The sequence below is a fragment of the Dietzia sp. E1 genome (assembly GCF_014145015.1).
Lineage (GTDB): Bacteria > Actinomycetota > Actinomycetes > Mycobacteriales > Mycobacteriaceae > Dietzia > Dietzia cinnamea_A.
Map to the genome: position 1 here is coordinate 1 of NZ_JAALDU010000584.1, position 1,138 is coordinate 1,138.

Here is a 1,138-nt window from a genome sequence, read left to right on the forward strand (position 1 = left end):
CCGAGATCATGAAGGAGATCATCGCCCGGTCACTCCCGGCACCTGTCATGGGACAGTAGCGACGGCCCGCTGGCCACATTGACCTCGCCAAATTCCGTGGTGGTGACGGGCGCCGGGGCGTGTGTCGCGTGCCGGGGAACGGCTTGGACCGTCCATCAGAGGCGTGCCTGGGCTCAGACGCAATCCCTGGCCCCGGTTCATTCCCGGCACCCTGGCGTCGGTGGCGGCGAAGAAGTGCCGCAGCCGGGCCGTCGGCGTCTGTCCGCGGGCCGCTGTCGCCGGGGTCGGGCGCGAAAGCCAGTGGTAGAACCCAGAGGTCGACACGGCCAGCCGAGCGCTCATCGTGTCCACCGGGTTGGTCTCGGCGGCGTCGATTCTGCAGGTGTCGAGGTACTCGTACTCCAGCTCCTTGAGCCGTGCCCGCTCATCGAGCGTCACCTCGGTCTCGGTGCCACCGCCACCGTGGGTCTCGCGGTACTTGTTCAACCCACAGCTCGTCGTGGAATTCCTGGCTGAACGGTCTGCGAGATGCACTCACTGCTGGGTGTCATCTCGGTGGGCCCCTCACTCTGGAAGGGCCCCCTGTCCGAGCTCACCGCAGCAGGCCACACCTTTGAAGAAGTCTTGACGCTTGAAACCACCCCGGCGCGCGACTGGTGAACTCGACCGGGGCGAGCTGACCGGCACCCGCGGGGACCCGACCGAGCACCGGGACTCCGGTCAGGCGGGGCAGATCCTCGAGGTTGCAGCGCTCGGCGAGACTCGGGACGGACGGCCAGGAGCCGATGACGATCCCCGCGCAGCGTAGACCCGCGGCCCCGATGGCGCGGATGGTGAGCTCGGTGTCCGACAGCGTGCCCAGTCCCGCGCGGGCGACCACGACCACCGGGGCGTCGAGCGACCGGGCGAGGTCGAGGACGGTGAGGTCCGGGCCGAGTCGCACGAGCACACCGCCGGCGCCCTCGACGAGGTCGAGTCGCGACCCGGCGGACGCCACACCGGGGGGCTCGCCGAGCCACTCGCGGATCGGGTCGAGCAATCCGGGCAGCGTGGACTGCGGCAGGCCGGCGACGCGGGCGGCGGTCTCGGGTGCCAGCGGATCGGGCAGCCGACGGACCTCCAGCACCCGCCGCACACC

2 protein-coding genes are annotated in these 1,138 nt (G+C 70.5%); both read right to left on the minus strand.

What is annotated here, in order from left to right; translation table 11 throughout:
* Nucleotides 1-45: 45 nt before the first annotated feature.
* Entirely contained in the window at nucleotides 46-486 is a 441-nt protein-coding gene (locus G6030_RS16210) for a hypothetical protein (RefSeq protein ID WP_063972189.1), read from the minus strand.
* Between the two features lie 106 nt (nucleotides 487-592).
* Nucleotides 593-1,138 (minus strand): dethiobiotin synthase (locus tag G6030_RS16215; protein WP_182643819.1); only part of this gene is annotated, 546 nt, incomplete at its 5' end.